Source organism: Ruegeria denitrificans, assembly GCF_001458295.1.
GTDB classification, from domain to species: Bacteria; Pseudomonadota; Alphaproteobacteria; order Rhodobacterales; family Rhodobacteraceae; genus Ruegeria; species Ruegeria denitrificans.
Genome location: NZ_CYUD01000012.1, coordinates 67,370 through 90,745, shown reverse-complemented (window position 1 = coordinate 90,745; position 23,376 = coordinate 67,370). Strand labels below are relative to the sequence as shown.

General features: G+C 57.4%; 25 protein-coding genes and 1 riboswitch. Of the genes, 21 read left to right on the top strand and 4 right to left on the bottom strand.

Going from position 1 to position 23,376, the window contains the following annotated elements; translation table 11 throughout:
* Window positions 1–21: 21 nt before the first annotated feature.
* Window positions 22–531 (bottom strand): bifunctional 3-hydroxydecanoyl-ACP dehydratase/trans-2-decenoyl-ACP isomerase, encoded by a 510-nt coding sequence (gene fabA, locus RUE5091_RS17500; protein WP_058283235.1) that lies wholly within the window; start codon window positions 529–531, stop codon window positions 22–24.
* 188 nt (window positions 532–719) lie between these two features.
* On the opposite strand from fabA, the gene irrA reads away from it, so the two are divergent.
* On the top strand, window positions 720–1,136 hold the full coding sequence (irrA, locus tag RUE5091_RS17495; RefSeq protein ID WP_058283234.1) for an iron response transcriptional regulator IrrA: 417 nt from the start codon (window positions 720–722) through the stop codon (window positions 1,134–1,136).
* A 2-nt stretch (window positions 1,137–1,138) separates the two neighbouring features.
* On the opposite strand, the gene RUE5091_RS17490 is transcribed toward irrA, so the two are convergent.
* Window positions 1,139–2,029 carry a LysR family transcriptional regulator gene (locus RUE5091_RS17490; protein WP_058283233.1) on the bottom strand — a complete coding sequence of 297 codons (891 nt, stop codon included), beginning with the start codon at window positions 2,027–2,029 and terminating at the stop codon, window positions 1,139–1,141.
* 87 nt (window positions 2,030–2,116) lie between these two features.
* Here RUE5091_RS17490 and RUE5091_RS17485 point away from each other — a divergent pair, with 87 nt between their 5' ends.
* Entirely contained in the window at window positions 2,117–2,914 is a 798-nt protein-coding gene (locus RUE5091_RS17485) for a phytanoyl-CoA dioxygenase family protein (RefSeq protein ID WP_058283284.1), read from the top strand.
* Window positions 2,915–2,921: 7 nt separating this feature from the next.
* Here the strand turns inward: RUE5091_RS17485 and RUE5091_RS17480 are convergent, their stop codons facing one another.
* On the bottom strand, window positions 2,922–3,785 hold the full coding sequence (locus tag RUE5091_RS17480; protein WP_058283232.1) for a hypothetical protein: 864 nt from the start codon (window positions 3,783–3,785) through the stop codon (window positions 2,922–2,924).
* A gap of 120 nt (window positions 3,786–3,905) precedes the next feature.
* Here RUE5091_RS17480 and miaB point away from each other — a divergent pair, with 120 nt between their 5' ends.
* The 10 genes from miaB to RUE5091_RS17430 all read left to right on the top strand — a co-directional run bounded on the left by miaB (window position 3,906) and on the right by RUE5091_RS17430 (window position 14,436).
* Window positions 3,906–5,225: a tRNA (N6-isopentenyl adenosine(37)-C2)-methylthiotransferase MiaB gene (gene miaB, locus RUE5091_RS17475; protein WP_058283231.1), complete on the top strand. Its 1,320-nt coding sequence runs from the start codon at window positions 3,906–3,908 to the stop codon at window positions 5,223–5,225.
* 182 nt (window positions 5,226–5,407) lie between these two features.
* Window positions 5,408–6,172, top strand: coding sequence for an outer membrane protein (locus RUE5091_RS17470; protein WP_082643704.1), 765 nt, complete (start codon window positions 5,408–5,410; stop codon window positions 6,170–6,172).
* 144 nt (window positions 6,173–6,316) lie between these two features.
* Window positions 6,317–7,339, top strand: coding sequence for a PhoH family protein (locus RUE5091_RS17465; protein ID WP_058283230.1), 1,023 nt, complete (start codon window positions 6,317–6,319; stop codon window positions 7,337–7,339).
* Window positions 7,340–7,372: 33 nt separating this feature from the next.
* The gene (ybeY, locus tag RUE5091_RS17460; protein ID WP_058283229.1) at window positions 7,373–7,867 is read left to right on the top strand and encodes an rRNA maturation RNase YbeY; all 495 of its coding nucleotides are present in this window, start codon (window positions 7,373–7,375) and stop codon (window positions 7,865–7,867) included.
* Between the two features lie 35 nt (window positions 7,868–7,902).
* A complete protein-coding gene (locus RUE5091_RS17455; protein WP_058283228.1) occupies window positions 7,903–8,793 on the top strand; it encodes a transporter associated domain-containing protein in 891 nt (296 codons plus the stop codon).
* Window positions 8,790–10,286 carry an apolipoprotein N-acyltransferase gene (lnt, locus tag RUE5091_RS17450; protein ID WP_058283227.1) on the top strand — a complete coding sequence of 499 codons (1,497 nt, stop codon included), beginning with the start codon at window positions 8,790–8,792 and terminating at the stop codon, window positions 10,284–10,286. Before RUE5091_RS17455 ends, lnt begins: the two co-directional genes overlap by 4 nt.
* A 42-nt stretch (window positions 10,287–10,328) precedes the next feature.
* A riboswitch (SAM-SAH riboswitch) is annotated at window positions 10,329–10,377 on the top strand.
* Between the two features lie 5 nt (window positions 10,378–10,382).
* Window positions 10,383–11,564, top strand: a complete 1,182-nt coding sequence (metK, locus tag RUE5091_RS17445) for a methionine adenosyltransferase (protein WP_058283226.1) — start codon at window positions 10,383–10,385, stop codon at window positions 11,562–11,564.
* Window positions 11,565–11,696: 132 nt separating this feature from the next.
* The gene (gene trmB / locus RUE5091_RS17440) at window positions 11,697–12,407 is read left to right on the top strand and encodes a tRNA (guanosine(46)-N7)-methyltransferase TrmB (protein ID WP_112297195.1); all 711 of its coding nucleotides are present in this window, start codon (window positions 11,697–11,699) and stop codon (window positions 12,405–12,407) included.
* A gap of 68 nt (window positions 12,408–12,475) precedes the next feature.
* Window positions 12,476–13,822 (top strand): 3-phosphoshikimate 1-carboxyvinyltransferase, encoded by a 1,347-nt coding sequence (aroA, locus tag RUE5091_RS17435; RefSeq protein ID WP_058283224.1) that lies wholly within the window; start codon window positions 12,476–12,478, stop codon window positions 13,820–13,822.
* Complete coding sequence (locus RUE5091_RS17430) at window positions 13,819–14,436, top strand: (d)CMP kinase (protein WP_058283223.1); 618 nt, start codon at window positions 13,819–13,821, stop codon at window positions 14,434–14,436. Before aroA ends, RUE5091_RS17430 begins: the two co-directional genes overlap by 4 nt.
* 18 nt (window positions 14,437–14,454) lie before the next feature.
* Here the strand turns inward: RUE5091_RS17430 and RUE5091_RS17425 are convergent, their stop codons facing one another.
* Window positions 14,455–14,934, bottom strand: coding sequence for a YHS domain-containing (seleno)protein (locus RUE5091_RS17425; RefSeq protein WP_058283222.1), 480 nt, complete (start codon window positions 14,932–14,934; stop codon window positions 14,455–14,457).
* 218 nt (window positions 14,935–15,152) lie between these two features.
* Here RUE5091_RS17425 and RUE5091_RS17420 point away from each other — a divergent pair, with 218 nt between their 5' ends.
* The 9 genes from RUE5091_RS17420 (at window position 15,153) to trpB (ending at window position 23,187) form a co-directional block, all read left to right on the top strand.
* On the top strand, window positions 15,153–15,677 hold the full coding sequence (locus RUE5091_RS17420; RefSeq protein ID WP_058283221.1) for a hypothetical protein: 525 nt from the start codon (window positions 15,153–15,155) through the stop codon (window positions 15,675–15,677).
* A 193-nt stretch (window positions 15,678–15,870) separates the two neighbouring features.
* On the top strand, window positions 15,871–17,556 hold the full coding sequence (locus RUE5091_RS17415) for a tryptophan halogenase family protein (RefSeq protein ID WP_058283220.1): 1,686 nt from the start codon (window positions 15,871–15,873) through the stop codon (window positions 17,554–17,556).
* A gap of 145 nt (window positions 17,557–17,701) precedes the next feature.
* Window positions 17,702–17,986: a DUF6525 family protein gene (locus RUE5091_RS17410; protein WP_279385384.1), complete on the top strand. Its 285-nt coding sequence runs from the start codon at window positions 17,702–17,704 to the stop codon at window positions 17,984–17,986.
* A gap of 262 nt (window positions 17,987–18,248) precedes the next feature.
* Complete coding sequence (gene rpsA, locus RUE5091_RS17405) at window positions 18,249–19,925, top strand: 30S ribosomal protein S1 (RefSeq protein WP_058283218.1); 1,677 nt, start codon at window positions 18,249–18,251, stop codon at window positions 19,923–19,925.
* Window positions 19,926–20,196: 271 nt separating this feature from the next.
* Complete coding sequence (ihfB, locus tag RUE5091_RS17400; protein ID WP_037310872.1) at window positions 20,197–20,481, top strand: integration host factor subunit beta; 285 nt, start codon at window positions 20,197–20,199, stop codon at window positions 20,479–20,481.
* A 3-nt stretch (window positions 20,482–20,484) separates the two neighbouring features.
* Entirely contained in the window at window positions 20,485–20,838 is a 354-nt protein-coding gene (locus tag RUE5091_RS17395) for a lipopolysaccharide assembly protein LapA domain-containing protein (RefSeq protein ID WP_082643703.1), read from the top strand.
* Window positions 20,839–20,847: 9 nt separating this feature from the next.
* Window positions 20,848–21,489 (top strand): phosphoribosylanthranilate isomerase, encoded by a 642-nt coding sequence (locus RUE5091_RS17390; protein ID WP_058283217.1) that lies wholly within the window; start codon window positions 20,848–20,850, stop codon window positions 21,487–21,489.
* 47 nt (window positions 21,490–21,536) lie between these two features.
* Window positions 21,537–21,872, top strand: a complete 336-nt coding sequence (locus RUE5091_RS17385; protein ID WP_058283216.1) for a hypothetical protein — start codon at window positions 21,537–21,539, stop codon at window positions 21,870–21,872.
* Window positions 21,873–21,939: 67 nt separating this feature from the next.
* Window positions 21,940–23,187 carry a tryptophan synthase subunit beta gene (trpB, locus tag RUE5091_RS17380; RefSeq protein ID WP_058283215.1) on the top strand — a complete coding sequence of 416 codons (1,248 nt, stop codon included), beginning with the start codon at window positions 21,940–21,942 and terminating at the stop codon, window positions 23,185–23,187.
* Window positions 23,188–23,376 lie beyond the last annotated feature (189 nt).

Sequence of the window (23,376 nt, the reverse complement as noted above, 5' to 3'; positions counted from 1 at the left end):
CTTATTTCAAGCCAGTCCGGCTTAGGCTTCGGACAGAACGACTTTCATATCTTTGACGTCGTAAATCATTTCGCCGTCCGCTTCGACGATACCATCTGCCACGCCCATCGTCAGGCGGCGGGTCTGGATCGCTTTCTTGAAATCAATCTTGTAGGTCAGCATCTTGCGGTCCGGGCGCACCATGCCGGTCAGTTTGACCTCGCCCACGCCCACGGCCATGCCGCGCCCTTGCCAGCCACGCCAGCCCAGGTTGAAGCCGGTCAGCTGCCACAGACCGTCCAGCCCAAGACAGCCAGGCATGATCGGGTTGCCGGGAAAGTGGCAGTCAAAGAACCACAGGTCCGGGGTAATATCGAATTCGGCCAGCACATGGCCTTTTCCGTGCGCACCGCCATCTTCCGAAATGTCGGTGATGCGGTCCATCATCAGCATCGGTGGAGCAGGTAGCTGCGCGTTACCGGGGCCGAATAACTCGCCACGGGCGCATTTCAGCAGATCGTCTTTGTCAAAGCTGCTCGGGAATTGGGCCATTCTGCCGCCTCTCCTGCCAGGGGTCCGTTTATCTAATCTGGCCTCACCTAGCACCCGTATGCAAGGTCCTGCAAGAGCGGTCGCCCACATCATGTTGTGTTCAGGGCATTCTTTGCGAATGAATTTCATTTGAAATTGCCTAGCCGGAACCCTTATATATACTTCAACAGAGATCAGGTATCGGATTAATGACACCTCAGAGCCAGAACATAGCCACAACCTGGTTGGTAGACGCCGGATTGCGCCCGACGCGTCAGCGCGTTGCCTTGGCCGAATTGCTGGTGGGCGACGGCAAACATCGCCACGTCACAGCGGAAAGCCTGTTTGATGCGGCCAAGAAGAATGGCGATGCCGTTTCACTTGCGACCGTCTACAACACCCTACGCGCGTTCTGCGAGGCCGGGGTGCTGCAGGAAATCACGGTGGATGGTTCGAAAAGCTATTTCGACACCAATACCCATGATCACCCCCATTTTTTCTGGGAGGATGAGAGCCGCCTGAGCGATGCACCATCGGATCAGTTGGTGATTCAGCGTCTGCCCGAAGCGCCCGAAGGGGTGGAAATTGCGTCTGTCGACGTCGTGATCCGTCTGCGAAAAAAATAATCTCACGTATTCAGATCGGCCAAAGCCCGCTCTGCATTCGCAATCTGCGCGTCTGTGGGGCCAGTGCCGTGCCGCGCGAGCACCACGGGTTCTGCCGCGAACGGGTCCGAAACGGGCAGGCTTAACAGCGGCATCCCGTCATAAGTGATCTTGGCTGGCGGGTTGGCATAGCTGATCGTAACCCCTTCGCCATGCGCCGCAAGGCTGCGCTGAATTTCCAACGAGGCCGCGCGATGCGCCACTGTTGGATTTTCCCCGATCTGCCGAAACAAACCCAGCACATGCTGCGCCGAAAGACCTTCTTCTGACAAGATCAGCGGGTAGTGCGCCAGATCCTGCAGGCCAACGTCGTTTTGTGTCGCCAAAGGATGATCCGGAGACATCAGCGCATGCGGTGTGCTGGTAAACAGAGTTTGCTGGGTAAAGCCGGCATCCATGCTCAGCCCGTAGGTCAGCGCCAGGTCGATCCGTCCATCAATCAGGCCCGAGATCAGCCCCTCGAAACTGTCCACCCTGTAAGTGATCGCCACGTCCGGCATCTGCACGCGCAATTGGTGCAGAGCGCGCGATAGTAGAAAGGGTGCCAGATCAACGAAACATCCCAACCGCAATCGTGCCTTGCCCGCGCCTGTTTCAGCAGCATTTTCCAACCGGGCGGCGCTGGCCAGCAGGGCTTCGGCCTCTTCGATGAAACTGCGCCCTTGCGGTGTAAGCGCCATGGCTGCCCCGCGCCTACGGGCGAAGAGGGGATAGCCTAATTGTGCCTCGACCCGAGTCAACGCATTGGACAACGCGGGCTGCGAGACATTCAGGTACTGCGCGGCGGCGGACAGGCTGCCATGGCGCCCGATGGCACAGACATATTCGTATTTGCGTAGTGAAATATATAACATGAAGTTAAGTCTACCTTTGAAAGATATGACTTGAACAGAGGGCTTTCCCATGTGCAGATCATCCAACCAATCGGCACGGAGACAGACATGACGCACCCACTGGTCACGCAAGAGATGATTGACACTTTTCAGCAGGACGGCGTTGTCCTGATCAGGGGGCTGTATGCTGATCACGTCGAAACGTTGCGCGAAGGCGTTGCCGCAAATATGGCCGAGCCGGGCCCGTATGCGTCGGAAAACAAGAAACAGGGCGAGACCGGTCTGTTCTTTGACGATTACTGCAACTGGTCGCGGATTGATCAGTTTCGGGAAGTGATCGAAAACTCTCCGGTGGCCGAGGTTGCAGCGGACCTTATGCAGTCGCAAACCGTGCAGATGTTCCACGATCACGTTCTGGTCAAAGAGCCCGGTACCTCGATGGCGACACCGTGGCATCAGGACGGGCCGTATTATTTCGTGGAAGGGCAGCAGACGATCAGCTTCTGGTCGCCTCTGGATGCGGTTAGAAAGGCAACGTTACGCTGCGTGGCGGGGTCACACCGTTGGGAGAAAGAGGTTCTGCCGACCCGTTGGGTGTCGGAAGAGGGGTTCTTTCCCGATGAAGGCCAGTATATCCCCATTCCGGACCCGGACGCCGAGGGCATGAGGGTCGTGGAATTCGAAATGGAACCGGGCGACGCGGTGGCGTTCAACTATCGCACCCTGCACGGCGCGCGGGGAAACCAATCCGACAGTCGTCGCCGGGCGTTTTCTCTGCGGCTGGTCGGAGATGATGCGCGGTATATAGAACGTCCGGGCCGGACCTCTCCGCCGTTCCCCGGTCATGACATGATCCCCGGCCAACGGCTGCGCGAGGACTGGTTCCCGGTACTGCTACGGCGCTAGGGCGGGGTCAGAACCACTGACCAGATTCGATCAGTCCGAGATCCAGAAGTTGACCGGACTTCCATTGAAACGGCACCGAGTTGTGCCAGCAGAAGCTAGGAATATCGAAGGTAGACCCGGCGTTGGTTTTCAACGCTTTGGCCGCGCGGAATGAACACACAGCCGCCGTCATATTGTGATGCCACGGGCAGGCATAGGTGTTGTATTCCGGCTCGTTAAAGGTGTGGTCGGGCCGCAATTCCAACCCCTTGCGCGATTTGAACAGAGCAATCCGGTCGATGCGGCGGCGTTCATAGGGGATGTGATCTTCGAACCGCCAGCGCAGGCCGCCAGACATATCCAACTGCCGCTCAACCGGGTGGCCTTCGGCGTCATGGCGGGTGTGGGCGTAATATCCTGTGCTGTCCAGCATGGCGTGATCCGGGGCAACGCCGTTTGGAAAGGTGTTCAGGTCGTCAGCATAAAGGTCGACGACATGACTTAGCATAGCGTCGCGGCGTTCCTCGGTGTGGAAGGCCAACAATTCGCCCACCGTGCGGGTCTCGCAAAACGGAAAGAACAGGTACTCGGCGTTATAGCAGTAATACATCCAGATACCCGGCGCGGCCTGAATGATCTTGTTGATGGTGTCAAATGCAACCGTGCTGGGCACGCAGGTCAGGGTGACCCTGTGGATGCGCTCAGACAGTTCAGAACCCAGCGCGAAATCCTGCGGCATGCACGCAATCACGGATTTAAAACCCAGATGCAGATGGTGGCGCAGGGTGCTGTCGACCTCGACATTGTCTTCGACGAAGATCAGCGCGACAGGGCCCTTGGCCAGGGCGGACTTGCCTGAGGTGAGGAAATCATCGAGAGAGTCGTATTGCATTGCCTGTCCGGTTCCACTTGGCTGGAATCTACGGTTAAAATCGGGTATCCGCCTCGGCATTGCAAGCGGCGTTCGTAGGGTATAGATGACGCCGATCCAGCGAGTGCAAAGGCCATACCCATGTCGGAACCCAAAAAGCTGTATATCAAAACCTACGGTTGCCAGATGAACGTCTACGACAGCGAACGCATGTCCGAGACGCTGGGTGGGCAGGGTTATGTGGAAACGCAAAGCCCCGATGATGCCGACATGATCCTGCTGAACACCTGCCATATCCGGGAAAAGGCCGCCGAAAAGGTCTATTCCGAACTTGGCAGGTTCAAAGGTTTGAAGGCGGAAAAGCCTGACCTCAAGATCGGCGTAGCGGGTTGTGTGGCGCAGGCCGAGGGCGAAGAGATCATGCGCCGACAGCCGCTGGTCGATCTGGTTGTGGGGCCGCAAAGCTATCATCGCCTGCCCGAGATGGAGGCCAAGACGCGCACTGGCGCCAGGGCGCTGGACACGGATTTCCCTGAAGAAGATAAATTCGAAAAGCTGAAAAACCGCCCCAAGGCCAAGCGCGGCCCGACGGCGTTTCTGACCGTGCAGGAGGGCTGTGACAAGTTCTGTGCCTTCTGCGTGGTGCCCTATACCCGTGGGGCTGAAGTCAGCCGTCCGGCAGATCGTATCATCCGCGAAGCGCAAGATCTGGTCGAACGCGGCGTGCGCGAAATCACTTTGCTGGGTCAGAACGTCAACGCCTATCACGGCGCTGGCGTGAACGGCGACATGACACTGGCTGGGCTGATTTGGGAGTTGAACAAGGTCGATGGGCTGGAGCGCATCCGCTTTACCACCTCGCACCCCAATGACATGGCCGATGACCTGATTGAGGCGCACGGAACCTGCGAAAAGCTGATGCCGTATCTGCATCTGCCTGTGCAGTCGGGCTCGGATCGCATCCTCAAGCGCATGAACCGCAGTCACACCGCCGAAAGCTATCTGCGTCTGATCGAGCGTATCCGCGCCGCGCGTCCCGATATCGTGATGTCTGGTGACTTTATCGTCGGTTTTCCCGAAGAGACCGAAGAGGATTTCCAGGCCACCATGGATCTGGTGGAAGAGGTCAAATACGGCTACGCCTATTCCTTCAAATACTCGACACGCCCGGGAACGCCCGCGGCCGAACGGCCTCAGGTCGATCCTGAGGCGGCGGATAATCGCCTGCAACGCCTACAGGCACTGATCACGCAGCATCAGCGGGAAATTCAGGATGCAATGGTTGGGCGCAAGGTCAGAGTTCTGTTTGAAAAACCCGGTCGGTTGCCGGGGCAGATGGTCGGAAAATCCGAGTATTTGCATTCGGTTCACGTGTCTGAGGCCGATGTTGCGGTTGGAGAATTGCGGGATGTTCAGATCACCGGTTCGGGGGCAAATTCATTGGCCGGGGCTTTGTTCTGAGGCAGTCAAACAGTGCCGTTTGAAAGCCATAGCGGGTAATTGTTCCAAAATTTAACCCTTGATTTATCGCTGGTAACTATGCTCGGACAAAAGCCGGGCGCATTTGGGGAAAAGGGTTTCTGTTTCCTGAAATTCAGGTCGGTACTGACCCGGTTGTCGGGTTGGAACGATGGAGGGTACGAGTGAAATTCCTAACACGTTTCTTTGGCCAAAACGGTCGGTTTGTTTTTTCGACAGTGCTGGTGTTTTCACTTTTTTCCAGCGCGACCGTTGCGGGTAACCTCGAACAGGGTGTGACCGATCCTCCGGTCGTCAGCCCAACGCGTCTCGGAAGTGATGTGAGCGCGTTCTATGTCGGTTTGAGCGGGGCCTATGCCTCGGGCGGTACGGATCGATTCGGGTTTCGGACACCGACGGACCTTTTCGCGATTGGCGAACTGGACCTGAGTGGCGGCTACGGTGGTATCCGTGGGGGGTGGCGCGGTGTACTGCCATCTATCGGCGGCAGAGACTACGTTTATGGCTTCGAACTCGGCTATGACTTCGGAAAAATCGACGATGAGGTGTCGACCGAGGTTGGCGCTGTAACGGTTACCGGCGGCTCTGAAGTCTCGGACATCCTGTCGCTGCGTTTTCGCAATGGTTTGACCAACAAAAGCGGTACGGTTTTATATTTTGTCTCGGTTGGATATGTGCAGGGTGACGTGACGACCACAAGCAGTCTGGCTTCCTTCGGCACGCTGCAATCCTTTGAAGACAGCGACTCGCGTGATGGGTATTCCGTCAGCATTGGCGCCGAACATAGTCTGAACGACAACTGGTCGATTACAGGTGAATTTGAATACGTTCAGTTCGACTCGCGCGATGTTGATTTTGGCAATGGGTTCTCAACTAAGTCCACGCCGCGATACCGTGGTGTGCGCTTTGGATTGAACTACACGTTCTGAAAATGCGGGGGATTGGTGCAGGCAACGGCTGCAACTTCCTTCGGCGGTTTTGCCATCCGATTGGGAAAATTTGAAACTGTGGCTTGCGCCCACCGAGACTTGTTGTCTACGCTCAGGGTATAAACGCCAAGACAGGAGAACGGATTGGCCATCGGTGCCCTTACCCCACCGCAAGATGACATGCCCCAACGTGAGGCGTTTGTTGAATTCCCTGACAATCGGTTGCTGATTGATTTGTGCGGCGAGTATGACCGCAACTTGACCGAAATCGAACAAAAGCTGTCCGTGCAAATTGTGCGCCGTGGCAACCAGTTGGTTGTCATGGGAGATGAAGACTCGCAAAAACAGGTGATTGAGGTGCTGCAGGCCCTGTACACCCGTCTGGAAGGCGGGCGTGACGTTGAAGCCGCCGATGTGGATCGCGAATTGCGGATGGGCGGTTCGGAACAGGATACTGGCAGTCGCGACGGCGATCAGCTTGAAATGTTCAAGGGCGGCACGGTCGAAATCAAGACCCGCAAAAAGCTGGTCGAACCACGTACCGATGCGCAAAAGGCCTATGTTCAGTCGCTGTTTAACAACGAATTGGCTTTTGGAATCGGGCCTGCGGGTACAGGTAAAACCTATTTGGCCGTAGCCGTCGGTGTGTCGATGTTTATCGGCGGCCATGTGGATCGGATTATCCTCAGCCGTCCGGCGGTCGAGGCCGGCGAGAAACTGGGCTATCTGCCCGGTGACATGAAGGACAAGGTCGATCCGTATATGCAGCCGCTCTACGATGCGCTGAACGACTTTCTGCCCGGCAAGCAACTGGCCAAGCTGATCGAGGAAAAACGAATCGAAATTGCACCGCTGGCCTTTATGCGCGGTCGGACTTTGGCCAATGCGTTTGTTGTGCTGGATGAGGCGCAGAACGCCACGACCATGCAGATGAAGATGTTCCTGACCCGTCTGGGTGAAGGCAGCCGTATGGTGATCACCGGTGACCGCTCGCAGGTGGACCTGCCGCGCGGGGTTCAGTCGGGGCTGCAAGATGCGGAACGTTTGTTGAAGACGATCCCGAATATCAGCTTCAACTATTTCACTTCGAAGGATGTTGTTCGCCACCCGCTTGTCGCCGCCATTATCGAAGCGTATGAGGCCGACTCGGGCCGTGAGACGGGATAATCGTCCGCGGCCGCAGGCTTTGGACGTGGTGATATGAACCTTGAACTGACAATTGAGGATGCGCGTTGGCAGGGGCTGGAGCCCTTGGCCACGCGCGGCATTCAGGCGGTGCTGGATTATTGCGATCTGGACGCCGATCTGTGCGAAATCAGTTTGCTGGCCTGTGATGATGCTCGGATCGCAGAGCTGAACGCGGAATTCCGTGAAAAGTCCAATCCGACCAATGTGCTCAGCTGGCCTGCCGAAGACCTGGCCGCCGATGAACCGGGGCAGTGCCCGACGCCGCCCGCGCCGGACTTCACCGGCGAGATTGCACTGGGCGATATCGCGATTGCCTACGACACATGTGCACGCGAAGCGGATGAGGCGGGGAAAACCATGGATGATCACGTTACGCATCTGATCGTTCACGGAACGTTGCATTTGCTGGGCTATGATCACATTCGTGACCTCGACGCCACTTTGATGGAAACGGTTGAGGTCGCTATACTTGGCAAAATGGGTATCGATGACCCATATAATACGTAGACGGGCCATCTAGGCCGATTATTTGGAATAGGATTATGGGCGAGACAGACGGCAGTTCTATGGCGGCGCAGGGCGCGCAATCCAGGAACGGCGGTGAAGATAGCAAAGAGAAAGCCGGTTTGTTTTCTCGAATAGTGGACGCGTTTTCTCCGCAGGGCGAGAATGACGAGGGTCAGGTGGCCAACGGTCACGATGTCGACAAGGCACAGCCGCGTGGCATGATCAACCTACGACGGATGCGGGTTGAGGACGTAGCCATCCCGACGGCCGAGATCATCTCGGTCGCTTCAACAATCACCAAAGACGAGTTGGCGCAGGTGTTCCGCGAAAGCGGCCTGTCGCGGATTCCGGTATATGAGGGCACGCTGGATACCCCTTTGGGATTTGTGCACCTCAAGGATTTTGCCCTGACCCATGGGTTCAATGGCGGGTCCAGTGAATTCGAACTGGTCACGATGTTGCGGACGTTGCTGTTTGTGCCGCCCTCGATGCCGATTGGCGTGCTGCTGACCAAGATGCAGACGGAACGTCGCCATATGGCGCTTGTGATCGACGAATATGGCGGTGTCGACGGGCTGCTGACGATCGAGGATCTGATCGAACAGGTCGTGGGTGAAATTGCCGATGAACATGACGCCGATGAAGATCAGCTATGGGTTCAGGAAAAGCCCGGCTGTTATATCGTTCAAGCCCGCGTCCCACTGGAGGAGTTCGAGGCCGAGATCGGGCGCTCTCTGACCAGCCACGAGGATGTGGACGAAGAAGAGATCGACACGCTGGGCGGTCTGGTCTTCATGCTGTCGGGTCGGGTGCCCACACGGGGCGAGGTTGTCTTGCATCCCGAAGGCCCTGAATTCGAGGTCATCGACGCCGATCCGCGCCGGATCAAGCGTCTGCGTGTCATGTTGCCGGACCTCGCTGCATGAACCCTGCTCAGGGCTGGAGGTTTTGGCTGAGATGCGCTCTAGCCGCGTTTTTGGGTGCACTGGCGGCGTTTGGGCTTGCGCCCTTTGGTGTGTGGGCCGCAACGCTGATTGCGCTGGTGCTGCTCGCGCCGCTGTTTCTGTCAACCGAGACGCGGGGAAGGGCCGCCTGGTTGGGGTGGGCTTTTGCCACCGGGTATTTCGCGCATGGCCTGAGCTGGATTGTCGAGCCATTCTTCGTAGACGCTGAACGGCACGCCTGGATGGCACCTTTTGCTCTGATATTCATGGCCGGGGGGCTTGCCCTGTTCTGGGCGCTGGCCTTTTGGATCGCGCGACGGCCAAAGGGTGGTGCAGTCGCGCAGGCCGCCTTTCTGGCTGTAGCCGTGTCACTGGCGGAATTCGCCCGCGGCTATGTGCTGACGGGGTTCCCTTGGGCAGGGTTGGCGCAGGTCTGGGTTAGCTCTCCGGTAGCTCAGCTTTTGTCACTGTTCGGACCCTACGGTTTGGGTGCATTGACCCTGTTGGCGACATTGCCCTTGGGGGCGGCACTGACGCAACGCAGTGGGTTTGCGTTGCCGATTGCTCTGACTGGGGCCGCCGCCTGTTTGGCGCTGAGCTATGCCGCCATGCGCCCTGCGGTTACGGAAACCGGCCACGTCGTACGCCTGATCCAGCCCAACGCGCCCCAACATCAGAAATGGGACCCGGACTACGCCCCCTTGTTCTTTGCGCGTCAGATCGAGTTTACCGCCGCTCAGCCCCGACCCGACCTGATCATCTGGCCCGAAACCTCGGTGCCAGCATGGCTGGGCAGCGCGCAACCCTATCTGAACGCTGTTACCGATGCGGCGCAGGGCACGCCGGTGTTTTTGGGCATTCAGAGGGGCGACGGGCCGCGCATCTATAACTCGATGATCTACCTGGATGAGCAGGGCCGGCAGCAAGGTTTGTACGATAAGCACCATCTGGCCCCGTTTGGGGAATACGTGCCGTTTGGTGAAGTGATGGCAAAATTTGGTATCTATGGCATGGCTGCCACCAGTGGCCATGGGTTCAGCGCGGGGCCGGGGGCAGCCTTGATGAATGCGGGGAAGTTGGGCAAAGCGCTGCCGCTGATCTGTTATGAGGCCGTGTTTACGCAGGATGTGCTGTCCGCTCCGGGGCGCGCGGATTTCCTGCTACAGATTACCAATGACGCTTGGTTCGGCACGAGGTCTGGCCCGTATCAACATCTGGTTCAAGCGCAGATGCGCGCCATCGAACAGGGGCTGCCGATGATGCGGTCAGCCAATACCGGTGTATCTGCGATGATTGATCCATTAGGGCGTATCACCAAAGCGCTGCCACTGGGACAGGCCGGGTTTATAGATGCAAAACTGCCCGCGCCGCTTGCCCCTACTGCTTATTCCAAAATTGGCGATGTCCCGGTTTTTGTCCTTCTGGGAGCCTTGGTTGCGCTGCTTTGGCGCAACGCACGGCGGGCACACGCTTAATTACCGATTGACCCTGTGTTTGTGTGGGCGTATCCCCTCGAATGCTCGTCACAACGGCTTCCTGGCGTGATGGGGAAATCTTAATGGAGCACTTTCATGTCCCGACAGAACTATACTTTCACTTCGGAATCAGTCTCCGAAGGGCACCCGGATAAGGTATGCGACCGGATCTCGGATGCTGTACTTGATGCATTTCTGAACGAAGAACCCGAAGCCCGCGTGGCGTGTGAAACCTTTGCGACCACAGACCGTGTCGTCATTGGCGGCGAAGTAGGTCTGTCTGATCAGGATAAACTGCACGACTATATGGGCCGCATCGACGAGATTGCGCGTGCCTGTATCAAGGATATCGGTTACGAGCAGGACAAATTCCACCACGAGACCGTCGAGGTGACGAACCTGTTGCACGAACAGTCCGCCCATATCGCGCAAGGTGTAGATGCCTCGGACAACAAGGACGAAGGTGCCGGCGACCAGGGTATCATGTTCGGCTATGCCACCACTGAGACACCCGCGCTGATGCCCGCGCCGATCCAGTATTCCCATGCGATCCTGCGGCGTCTGGCCGAGGTACGCAAGAACGGGTCTGAGCCCGCGCTGGGCCCGGACGCGAAATCGCAGCTATCTGTGATCTATCGGGATGGCAAGCCGGTCGGTGTCAGCTCAATCGTGCTGTCGACGCAGCATTTGGATGAGGCGCTGAGTTCGGACGATATCCGCGCCATTGTTGAGCCCTATATCCGTGAAACCCTGCCTGATGGTTGGTTGAACAACGAAACCGAATGGCACGTGAACCCCACGGGCAAGTTCGTGATCGGCGGTCCGGACGGTGATGCGGGCCTGACGGGGCGTAAGATCATCGTGGACACCTATGGCGGTGCCGCACCGCATGGAGGAGGCGCGTTCTCGGGGAAAGATCCAACCAAGGTGGACCGCTCGGCTGCTTATGCCGCGCGTTATCTGGCCAAAAACGTGGTTGCTGCGGGCATGGCAGATCGTTGCACCATTCAGCTGAGTTATGCGATTGGCGTGTCCAAGCCGCTGTCAATTTATGCCGACACGCATGGAACCGGTCAAATTGCGGACGCTCAGATCGAGAAAGCCGTTGGTCAGGTCATGGACCTGACACCACGCGGTATTCGCGAGCATCTGCAGTTGAACAAGCCGATCTACCAGCGCACGGCTGCTTATGGTCATTTCGGGCGTCAGCCGGATGCAGATGGCGGCTTCAGCTGGGAGCGCACGGATCTGACTGACGCACTGAAGGCGGCGGTCTAACCGTTCCGCTGTCAAAAGGTGCGCCCTTGCGGGCGCGCTCTATTGTTAGAAATGCAATATGGGGCGGCGTGCCGGCAGAACTGACGCGACCGCCCCTTGCTTTGGCTTTGCCTGCGCAGTATGGGCACCGCCATGAGCACTCAGACACCCCAACGCCCCCGCAGAAACTTCTATGGCCGCTTTAAGGGCAAAACCCTGAAGCAGAGTCAAAAGACGTATCTGAATGAAGACCTCGACGCCTTGTCGCCGGGTGCGGTGGATTGGGAGGCTAACCCCGAACGTCATCCGCTGGACCTGAAGGCGCTGTTCAGCGGTAAGGAGGTCTGGCTTGAGGTCGGCTTTGGCGGCGGTGAGCATCTGGTGCATCAGGCCGCAAGTAATCCCGATATCGGTATTATTGGGGCTGAGCCGTATATCAACGGTGTCGCCATGTTGCTGGGGAAAATCCGCAAGGCTGGGGTCGAAAATCTGGCTGTTCATCCCGGCGATGCGCGGGATCTGTTTGATGTTCTGCCCGAGGCCAGCATTTCGCGTGCGTTTCTGCTGTATCCTGACCCATGGCCCAAAACGCGTCATCATCGTCGCCGTTTTGTGACGCCGGAACATTTAGAGCCCTTGGCACGCGTCCTGAAGCCCGGTTCGATTTTCCGCGTGGCCACCGACATTCCTGATTATGTGCGCCAGACGCTGGAAGAGGTTCCGCGTGCCGGGTTTGAGTGGTTGGCCGAACGCCCCGCTGACTGGCGTGAGCCGTGGGATGACTGGATTTCCACCCGCTATGAACAGAAGGCCCTGCGTGAAGGTCGGACGCCACATTATCTGACCTTCCGGCGTAAAGGCTGATTGCGGCTGGACCAACCGGCCCCAATTCGCTAATCCGCCTTGAACTGATAGCGAAAACAGGAGCCCCCATGTCCGGACACGGCACGCCCATCCCGATGACCTCGCATCCTTGCGGCCCGCTGACCGGCACGGCAGAGGTGCCCGGTGACAAGTCGATCTCGCACCGGTCGCTGATCCTGGGTGCAATGGCGGTGGGTGAGACCAGAATTTCGGGCCTGCTTGAGGGTGAGGATGTGCTGGACACCGCCAAAGCCATGCGCGCCTTTGGAGCCGAAGTGACGGATCATGGCAATGGCAAGTGGACTGTGCATGGTGTGGGTATCGGCGGCTTTGCCGAGCCGGATCAGGTGATTGATTGCGGTAACTCGGGCACCGGTGTTCGACTGATCATGGGTGCTATGGCGACCTGTCCGATCTCGGCGACCTTTACCGGTGATGCCAGCTTGAACAAGCGCCCGATGGCGCGTGTGACTGATCCGCTGGTTTTGTTCGGAACGCAATCGGTGGGGCGCTCGGGTGGCCGTCTGCCAATGACCATTGTGGGCGCGGCAGAGCCGGTTTCTGTCCGGTACGAAGTTCCGGTGCCGTCGGCTCAGGTGAAATCCGCCGTGCTGCTGGCCGGTCTGAATGCGCCGGGCAAGACTGTTGTGATCGAGAAAGAGGCCACCCGCGATCATTCGGAACGGATGCTGGCCGGATTCGGTGCCGAAATCACCGTCGAGGATACCGATGAGGGCCGGGTGATTACCCTGACCGGCCGTCCCGAATTGAAACCGCAGGTCATCGCCGTACCGCGCGATCCGTCCAGCGCGGCCTTTCCGGTCTGTGCGGCGCTGATCACGCCGGGTTCGGATGTGCTGGTGCCAGGTATCGGCCTGAACCCGACCCGTGCAGGACTGTTTACTACACTCCGCGACATGGGCGCTGATCTGACCTACGAGAATGAACGTAAAGAGGGCGGTGAACCCGTCGCCGATCTGCGAGCAAAATACTCGCCTAATATGAAGGGCATCAATGTGCCGCCCGAGCGCGCGGCCTCGATGATCGACGAATACCCGGTGTTGTCTGTGGTTGCGGCAAATGCCACCGGCACCACAATGATGGGCGGCGTGAAAGAGCTGCGCGTCAAAGAAAGTGACCGGATTGATGCTATGGCGCGCGGCCTGCGGGCCAATGGCGTCACCGTGGAGGAAGGCGAGGAATGGTGGTCGGTCGAAGGGATGGGCATTGGCAATGTCCCCGGCGGCGGCACCTGTGAGAGCTTTCTGGATCACCGCATTGCCATGTCTTTCATGGTCATGGGGATGGGCGCGAAAACTCCGGTTTCCGTGGATGATGGTGGGCCAATCGCGACTTCTTTTCCCATTTTTGAACCGCTGATGGCGGCGCTGGGTGCCAAGGTCGCACGCACATGAGTTTCACCGTCGCCATCGACGGTCCCGCCGCGGCGGGCAAAGGGACGATCTCGAAAGGGGTGGCGGCGCAGTTCGGTTTTGCGCATCTGGATACGGGGTTGCTTTATCGTGCGGTTGGACGTCGGACGCTGGATGGGACCGATCCTGTTGAGGCCGCGCAGGCATTGACTGCAGAAGAACTGCAACAAGGCGATCTGCGTACAGCCGAGATTGCGCAAGCAGCGTCAAAAGTGGCGGTGGTTCCCGAAGTGCGCGCGGCGCTGGTGGATTTCCAGCGTGTCTTTGCTCGACGGGCAGGGGGCGCGGTCTTGGATGGTCGCGATATTGGAACGGTGATCTGCCCTGAGGCAGAAGTAAAACTGTTCGTTACTGCCAGTACCGAGGTGCGGGCGGAACGTCGTTTTCTTGAACTGAGCGCTAAGGGTGCGAATGTGACCCGTGAGTTTGTGCTGGCGGATGTGCGCGAGCGTGACGTGCGGGATGCCGAACGCAGTACTGCGCCGATGAAACCTGCTGCGGACGCCGTGCTGTTGGACACATCCGATCTGAGTGTCGAGGCCGCCTTGGCGCAGGCCGTGGCCCTTGTCGAAAGCAAGTGCCCCGCGACGCCTTAACGCCGCGGGTGGGGGGAATTACAGCTTGCCTACAGCGACAGATCTGATCTGTGCCCACTGATCGTCAGCGGTTTTTGCGGTGGCAGGTACGTCCTTCAGGAACGCGGCCCGGGTTTCGGCATTCAGGAACAGGTACAGCTTGCCGTCTGCGACCAGATACTGATCCGGATCACCGTCGAATTTTTTGCCAACCGATACGCCAAACGAACAGAAGCCGCCATGTTGGGGCAGATATGCGGTGGGGTTGGCCTCGAACGCTTCGAGATTTGCGGCGCTGGTGAAGTAATAGGATGCGCCGTCATAGGTCGAAGAATGGGTGGCAAACCCTTCTACCGGGTTGCCCTCATTTATCAGGGCAACCAGATCAACGCCATGTGCGGCCAAGGGCGCGCCTGCAGCCGAGATACCGTTTGAGACGTTGATCTCATCCGCTGCAAAGGCCGGTGCGGCGATCAGGGGCAGGGTGGCGATCAGGGTTGTCAGAACCAGAGATTTCATTGTGTTTTCCTTTACTGTTCAGGTTCGGGTTGGCTGGGGAACCAACCTCTGAAACAAAGTTAGAGGCAGAGTTTTGAACGGGCTATCGCAGTAAGGCCGGTAAACTTTGCAGATCGTTCAAACTTGTGGCGGTACGCGACATACTCTTCACCAAGCTTTGTTTGGTCAGGATGTGGGTAGGTGCCTATGGTAAGGGTGTAGCCTGCAGGAGAGATGCCATGATCCGACTAGCCCTAATGCTGATTTTTCTGGCCGGAGGTCTGGCGGCCCAGGACGCGCCTGAAGCCGAGCCGCCGATGGATTATGAACGCCTGGGCAAGATCCTCTTTGCTCTTGATCCCGATGCGCAGCCTCAGGGGCCAGGTTTTGAACTGACACTGTCAGACATTCCTGTTCTTGTCGTCACCGATGTCAGCACTGATCGAATGCGCGCGATGGTCGCAATCCGCAATGCAAACGAGCTGTCGAAGGAGGAGCTGCACCGTATGATGCAGGCTAATTTCGACACTGCCCTGGACGCCCGTTATGCAATTGCGAACGGCATTGTTTGGGCAACGTTTATTCATCCTCTTTCGTCTTTGAAGAAGGATCAGCTGATCTCTGGTCTGGCGCAGACGGTGAATATCGCCACAACTTACGGCACGTCCTATAGCGGTGGCGCGATCCAATTTGGTGGCGGTGACAGCAATGAATTACAGCGGCAATTGATCGAGGATCTGCTAAAAAAGGGTGAAGAAATCTGACCCCTGCACGGAATGTGCGCTCATTTCGAATCCGCTGTGTCTCACTGGGCTGGAGATGTATGCAGCAAACCCTAGCTGGATGCGGGAAAGCTGCTATAGTCTTTCCCATGCTAAAAGGGAAAGCTGCTTCATAAGCCTCAAAGAAAGAGGAGGCAGCAAAAAAAATTCCCTCGAGCCAACAGGGACAGAAAATATGAACAATCGTTTGAGCCAGATCACCATCGTGGGTGGAGGCACAGCGGGTTGGATGACCGCGCTGATCCTAGACATGGTGTTTTCACGCACATCAGCTTCTAAGGATCGTCCGCGCATCTGCCTGATCGAAAGCCCTAATATTGCAACCGTAGGTGTCGGCGAGGCCACGGTGCCGCGTATGCCGGTCACGTTGCGGCAAGCGGGCATTTCTGAGCGGGACTTTTTTCGCGAAACCAATGCGTCGTTCAAGCTGGGTGTGAAGTTTTGCAATTGGAACAAGGACCGCAAGGGTAATCGTATTGATTATGTGAACCCCTTTGCCCATGGCCAGATGGTACAGGGTTTGGAAGCGGCCGAGTTTTTCCTGCGTTTCGGCAACGGCGATCGGGACTTTACGCAATCCATCTCACCACACGATCATCTGGGCCGCCTATGCAAGGGCGCGAGGCAATTGGGGCAACCCGAATTTGAGCAACGTTTTGGCTATGCGTATCATCTGGATGCGGTGAAGTTTGCAGGCATGCTTACGAAAGTTTGCACCAAGCGCGGCGTGGAGCATATCCGGGACGAGGTCCAGTCAGTCGAGCTGGATGAACAGGGCAACGTCAGCCATCTGATGCTAGAGCGCAAGGGCCGCCATGACATCGAAATGGTCATAGACTGCACGGGGTTCCGCGGGCTGATTATCAATCAGGCGCTGGGCGAGCCATTTTTGGATTATTCGGACTATCTGCCCAATGATCGAGCTATGGCGTTGCAGATTGAGCATCCCAAACCAGAGAAGATCGAAAGCCTCACGCGGTCTACCGCTCTTGGTGCCGGTTGGACATGGCGGGTGCCGCTCTATAATCGTGTCGGCACAGGTTATGTATTCTCATCCGCACATCGCACGGATGATCAGGCGGCAGATGAATACCTCAAATGGCTGGGTGACAGCGGTAAAGGGGCTACGCCGCGCGTCATTCCGATGCGTGTCGGTCGTGTTCGCAACGCTTGGGTCAAGAACTGTGTGGCAATCGGTCTGTCCGGCGGATTTATTGAGCCGTTGGAAAGTACTGCGATCCATATGGTTGATCATGCCGTACGTTGGTTTGCCGAGCATTTGCCCACTAAAGACGTCGAACCATCACTGCGCGACAGATACAATCGGCAGATGGACAAGCTCTATAACGAGGTGCTGGAATTCATCTGTCTGCACTATCGGTTGGGCAACCGCAAAGATGATCAATACTGGATCGACGCACGCACAGAGATGAAGGTGCCGGATCGGTTGGCCGAAAATCTCGAGTTGTGGCAGCACCGTCTGCCGATGGATCACGATGTCGAATTCGCCACGCTTTTTGACCATCGCGTTTACCAGACAGTTCTTCTGGGAAAACAGTCTTATGATACCGGCTATGGTACCGGTATCCGCGATCGTATACGGCCGTTGAAGAAACAGATTTGGCTTCAGGGCATGCAACGCGCAAAGGCGGATCTGGCGCAGATAATCAAATCAATGCCGGATCACAAAACGCTGCTACGTGAAATCCGAGGTGAGTTGGAGCGGCCAGCCTTTGGCAAAACCGCCGGAATGAAACCGACAGTGCCGATGCCAGGCACCACACCGGCACCTGTGACGATTCAGAACATGCCGAATTTCGCTGAAATTCAAAGTGGTGCTAAGGATTTGCAGCTGTTCTAGATCTTCGTTGCGATTCGTATTGCGAGTAATTTGAAATAGATGATGGGCGGGGCGTTACTTCCCCGCCCTCGGATTGCTGTTGTGAGAGTTCTTGTTCTTTATGAAATGTAATGTAATAACATTATATAGCTAAAGGGCGAGCACTTTGCTGGAACAACTGGAACAAGGCCGTAGGGTTGGGCGGAATCTGCGGAGCGGCCTCAAGCGCCGACGGCGGCACGTGGCACCTATGCAGGTCTACGATTCCCTTCCAATGGGGCTGCGAAAATGGTTGGCCTCGGACTGCCTGCCGTGGAGCCCTGTTTCCGCACAGAAGATATGGAACCGGGCCGGTGGCGCGCGCAACCCCGCTGCTGCACTGACGCGCCTGAATGAAATTGAACAAGCCATGCTGCGGCGTGATGCCAGGGTTTGGAGTGGCAAAAGCTGAATAAGGCGCCTGCAAAGACCTGCCGAACCTTAAAAACATGGGCTTTGCTCTTGCACATAGCTGGGAATCCGCCTATACGCGCGCTGTCTAACAAGGGCGGTCAACGTCCGGATGACGTATCTGAGCAGGGCCGGGTTACCTCGGCCCTTTGTGTTTGTGTAGTCGGATGCGCCCCGGATCACGCCCGAAGACGTCATGAAACAAGACCGGCGGAGACAACCGCTCGGCCAGTAAAAACGTATGTAAAGGAAAACACTGCCAGATGGCTGATACAACCATGGAGGAATTCGAAGCCCTCCTGAACGAAAGCTTCGAAATGGACACGCCCGAAGAGGGTTCTGTTGTCAAAGGCAAGGTACTGGCGATCGAAGCCGGCCAAGCCATCATCGACGTAGGCTACAAAATGGAAGGCCGCGTTGATCTGAAAGAATTCGCGAATCCCGGCGAAGCTCCTGAAATCGCTGTTGGTGACGAGGTAGAAGTCTACCTGCGCGCCGCAGAAAACGCCCGTGGCGAAGCCGTCATCTCGCGCGAGATGGCCCGCCGTGAAGAGGCATGGGACCGTCTGGAAAAAGCATATGCCGACGACCAGCGCGTCGAAGGTGCAATCTTTGGCCGCGTCAAAGGTGGATTCACCGTCGATCTGGGTGGCGCAGTTGCGTTCCTGCCCGGCTCGCAGGTTGATGTGCGCCCCGTGCGCGACGCTGGCCCGCTGATGGGTCTGAAGCAGCCGTTTCAGATTCTGAAAATGGACCGCCGCCGTGGCAACATCGTTGTTTCGCGCCGCGCAATCCTGGAAGAATCGCGTGCCGAACAACGTGCCGAAGTTATCGGCAACCTGTCCGAAGGTCAGACCGTCGAGGGTGTCGTCAAGAACATCACCGAATACGGTGCATTTGTTGACCTGGGCGGCGTTGACGGCCTGCTGCACGTCACTGACATGGCATGGCGTCGTGTCAACCACCCGTCCGAGATCCTGACGATCGGCGAAACCATCAAGGTTCAGGTCATCAAGATCAACAAAGAGACCCACCGCATCAGCCTGGGCATGAAGCAGTTGCAAGAAGATCCGTGGGATCTGGTTGCTGCCAAGTACCCGCTGGGCTCGGTCCATCAGGGTCGCGTCACCAACATCACCGACTACGGCGCGTTCGTCGAGCTGGAAGCTGGTGTCGAAGGTCTGGTGCACGTGTCCGAGATGTCCTGGACCAAGAAAAACGTCCACCCCGGCAAGATCGTTTCGACCAGCCAGGAAGTCGACGTCATGGTTCTGGAAATCGACGGCGCCAAGCGTCGCGTGTCTCTGGGCCTGAAGCAGACTCAGCGCAACCCGTGGGAAGTGTTTGCAGAAACACACCCCGAGGGCACCGAAGTCGAAGGCGAAGTCAAGAACATCACCGAATTCGGTCTGTTCATCGGCCTCGAAGGCGACATCGACGGCATGGTTCACCTGTCGGACCTGTCCTGGGACGAGCGTGGCGAGGATGCCATCCAGAACTACCGCAAAGGCGACATGGTTTCGGCCGTTGTCTCGGAAGTTGACGTGGAAAAAGAGCGTATCTCGCTGTCGATCAAAGCCCTGGGAGGTGACAAGTTCGCCGAAGCCGTGGGCGGCGTGAAGCGTGGCTCGATCATCACCGTCGAAGTTACTGCGATCGAAGATGGCGGTATCGAGGTGGAGTACGAAGGCATGAAGTCCTTCATCCGCCGTTCGGACCTGAGCCGTGACCGTGCCGAACAACGCCCCGAGCGTTTCTCGGTCGGTAACAAGGTCGACGTCCGCGTCACCAACGTTGACAGCAAGACTCGCCGTCTGGGTCTGTCGATCAAGGCACGCGAGATCGCCGAAGAGAAAGAGGCCGTGGAACAGTACGGTTCTTCCGACTCGGGCGCATCGCTGGGCGACATCCTGGGTGCAGCGCTGAAATCGGGCGACTAAGCCCGGGCCTAAGCCTTAGCCGAATTTACGGCCCCGCGTTTCCGCGCGGGGCCGTTTTTGTTGCGAATCAATATGTTCCTAATTTTGGGCTTATTCCGGCTGTCGTTTACGCTTTAGACGTGTATTTCATGCCCACAAGCAAAAAAACGCGTATCTTGGCGCGAAATTGAGGGCTTTGCACAAAGAGTTTACGTTCCCCCGATCACGGTTTTTTCCTATACTGTCCAAATAAATAGACATGGATAACCGGTCGCCTGGGAGGGTAACGCTTATGATCCGTTCAGAACTGATTCAGAAAATCGCCGACGAAAACCCGCATCTGTATCAACGCGACGTCGAGCGGATCGTGAATACCGTGTTCGAAGAAGTGACGGATGCAATGGCCCGCGGTGACCGTGTGGAACTGCGCGGGTTCGGTGCCTTTTCGGTAAAACAGCGCGACGCGCGCGTTGGTCGTAATCCGCGCACCGGAGAAACCGTTCAGGTCGAAGAAAAATGTGTACCGTTTTTCAAAACTGGCAAGTTGCTTAGGGACCGATTGAACGGTAAAGCCTAAGGCATGATACGCTACCTTCGATATGCTTTTCTGGCGATCCTCGGGATCGTGCTTATTTCCGTTTCGCTGGCAAACCGCGAAACGGTTGAACTGACCCTGATGCCCGATGCATTTGCCGAGCTTTTGGGCTTTAACCTCAGCACTTCGCTGCCGCTGTTTGTTGTGGTGCTGGGCGGTGTGGTTGCCGGTCTGGTCATCGGTTTCCTTTGGGAATGGCTGCGCGAGCATAAGCATCGCCGCGATGCGTCCACAAAGAAAAGCGAAGTCCGCAAGCTTGAGCGTGAGGTCAAGAAGCTCAAGAAAAAGCAGAACGAAGGTCAGGACGAAGTCCTTGCACTGTTGGACGAGGCCAGCTGAGGCCCTTTTATGTCTGATGTATCCGTCAAAATCTGCGGTTTAACCGCCCCTGATCACGTGCGCGCGGCGGTGGATGCCGGTACGCGTTATGTCGGGTTTGTCTTTTTCCCCAAGTCGCCACGTCATCTGGAGGTGGCGTCCGCGGCAGAGTTGGCCCACTTGGTGCCTGCCGGGGTTGCCAAGGTCGCGTTGACGGTGAACGCGACAGATGAGGATCTGGACCGGATTGTGGCCAATGTGCCGTTGGACATGTTGCAATTGCACGGCAAGGAAAGCCCGGATCGTGTGGCCGAGGTTCGCGACCGTTTTGGTTTGCCAGTGATGAAGGCCATCGGCGTGGCCGAAGCGGAAGACCTTGCTGCGATTAACCTCTATTCCGAGGTTGCCGACCAGTTGCTGATCGACGCCAAGCCGCCCCGAAATGCGGAACTGCCGGGCGGCAATGGCCTGGCTTTTGACTGGCGCCTGTTGGCGGGGCGTAAATACTGGCGGCGCCCATGGATGCTGGCCGGAGGGTTAACGCCGGAAAACGTTGCCGAGGCGATCCGAATGACCGGCGCGCGACAAGTCGATGTGTCGTCAGGCGTCGAAAGCGCGCCCGGCGTCAAGGATGCAGCATTGGTTCAGGCCTTTATCGACGCAACCCGGTGATCTGATCGACCGGCATCCGCGTATCCCCGGTAGGGGAGGACGCAATCATGCTGGCGGCAATCGGCGGAGTTTCATTGAAACGGTGGTACTATGGGCCAGAGTTCTACTGGCGCGCGCATCAGGCATTGCTGCAGGCGCGCGGTGATCCGCTGTGTCTGCACGCCGGTGTGTTCCCGCATCAGGGTTTGTATTTCTCCCTAAGCGTTTGGCATGACCTCGAAGCCATGCTGACCTTCGCCCAGTCCGGCCCTCACCGCCGCGTGGTGCAGGTGGCCTCGCGGCTCGCAGACGTAAATCAGTTCTACCATTTCCCTTGCATTGCAGTGCCCAGCAACCAGCAGGCATTGCAGGTCTGGGCGCAGCTTGTTGAAGCGGCGGAATGATACGTTTTGCCATGGCAAATCCTGTCGTCACCTCCTATGAACAACGGGTACGACGAGGGAGACACCCATGGCCAACGATCTTTTCAATTCCTTCATGTCCGGCCCCGACGAAAAGGGCCGGTTCGGCATATTCGGCGGGCGGTTCGTCAGCGAAACGCTGATGCCTCTGATCCTGTCGCTGGAAGAGGAATATGAAAAGGCCAAGGATGATCCCACCTTCTGGGCCGAGATGGACGACCTATGGGCGAACTATGTGGGCCGCCCCTCGCCGCTGTATTACGCGGAACGCCTGACCGAGCATCTGGGTGGCGCAAAGATTTACCTCAAGCGTGATGAGCTGAACCACACCGGCGCGCACAAGATCAACAACGTGCTGGGCCAGATCATTTTGGCGCGGCGTATGGGTAAGACCCGGATAATCGCGGAAACCGGGGCAGGCCAGCACGGCGTGGCCACCGCCACCGTCTGCGCCAAATTCGGCCTGAAATGTGTGGTTTACATGGGTGCACATGACGTGCAGCGTCAGGCTCCGAACGTGTTCCGTATGCGCTTGTTGGGGGCCGAGGTGATTCCGGTGACCTCTGGCCGTGGCACACTGAAAGACGCGATGAACGACGCGCTGCGCGACTGGGTAACCAATGTCCGCGACACGTTCTACTGCATCGGCACCGTCGCGGGGCCGCATCCGTATCCAGCGATGGTCCGCGATTTCCAGTCGATCATTGGCAAGGAAGCCAAGGAACAGATGATGAAGGCCGAAGGCCGTCTGCCCGACACGATCATTGCCGCCATTGGCGGTGGATCGAACGCGATGGGTCTGTTCTATCCGTTCCTTGATGACAAAGAGGTCAACATCATTGGCGTTGAGGCCGGTGGTAAAGGCGTGAACGAAAAGATGGAGCATTGCGCCTCGCTGACAGGTGGACGTCCGGGCGTATTGCACGGCAACCGCACCTATCTGCTGCAGGATGATGACGGCCAGATTCTGGAGGGCTATTCGATCTCGGCCGGGCTGGATTATCCGGGCATCGGGCCCGAACATTCCTGGCTAAACGATATTGGCCGCGCCAACTACGTTGCGATCACCGACAAAGAGGCGCTTGAGGCGTTCCAGCTGTGCTGCGCGACCGAGGGCATCATCCCGGCGTTGGAGCCCTGCCACGCGCTGGCGCATGTGATGAAAATCGCACCCGAACTGCCCGAGGATCACCTGATCTGCATGAACATGTGTGGGCGCGGTGACAAGGACGTGCAGACCGTGGCCAAATATCTGAACTTCGACATGTCGGATACCGAAGGCCGCAGCGCCGACTGACCAAGTGGTAAAATTTGAAATTTTCGACAAGAGCGGCGTGCCTGAACCGGGTGCGCCGCTTTGTATTTTAGTCCTGGGCTTTTTGAATATTGCGCAACTGGGTAATTTTGTTGCGCGACAGCCACAGGTCTGATTCCGGGCCTAAAAAAATTATTGAGCGAATCCAGCGGCTTCGCCTAAACCCGCCGT